This window comes from Bradyrhizobium australafricanum (assembly GCF_020329495.1).
Taxonomy (GTDB): domain Bacteria; phylum Pseudomonadota; class Alphaproteobacteria; order Rhizobiales; family Xanthobacteraceae; genus Bradyrhizobium; species Bradyrhizobium australafricanum.
Genome location: NZ_JAGKJL010000198.1, coordinates 1 through 761, shown reverse-complemented (window position 1 = coordinate 761; position 761 = coordinate 1). Strand labels below are relative to the sequence as shown.

Annotated in this window: 1 protein-coding gene; it reads left to right on the top strand. The window is 65.7% G+C overall.

The features are described from left to right. The coding region (locus tag J6525_RS46535; RefSeq protein WP_225649626.1) for an IS110 family RNA-guided transposase at nt 1-761 on the top strand (761 nt) is incomplete at both ends.

Here is a 761-nt window from a genome sequence, read left to right as displayed (position 1 = left end):
GGGCGCGTCAGCTTTCCAAGCTCGGTCACGAGGTGAAGCTGATGGCACCGCAATTGGTCAAACCCTACGTGATGCGGAACAAGAATGACGGGCGGGATGCAGAAGGCCTGTGTGAAGCGATGAGCCGGCCGAGCATGCGCTTCGTGCCGGTGAAGACGGCCGAGCAGCAGGCCGCGCTGATGCTGATGGGTGTCCGCGACGGATTGATCGTCCGGCGCACCCAGCTGACCAATACGATACGCGGCCATGCGGCGGAGTATGGCCTGATCGCCCCCAAGGGACTGGACGCGATCGAACCACTGCTGGTGCGGATTGCGCAGGACGAGACGCTTCCGGTTCTGGCGCGCGAGCTGTTTGTGGTGCTGGGCCGGGAGCGCGTCAGGCTCGAGGGTGAGTTGGAGGCGGTTGAGGCCAAGCTGATGGCCTGGCACCGCGGCGATGCCACGGGCCGGCGCTTGGCTCAGATCCCCTCGGTCGGTCCGATCGCTGCAACCGCGCTGGTGATGAAGACACCTGATCCGCGCACGTTCCGTTCTGGTCGTCATTTTGCGGCCTGGCTGGGATTGACACCCAAGGACCACTCCACCGCTGGCAAGACCAGGCTTGGCAAGATCACGCGGGCTGGCGATGAGAACTTGCGCCGTCTGCTGGTGGTCGGGGCCACAGCGGTGATCCAGCAGGCCAGGCGGGGACGCGGTCATCACTCGCGCTGGCTGCTGGCCCTGATCAAGCGCAAGCCGCCGAAGCTTGCGGCCGTGGCG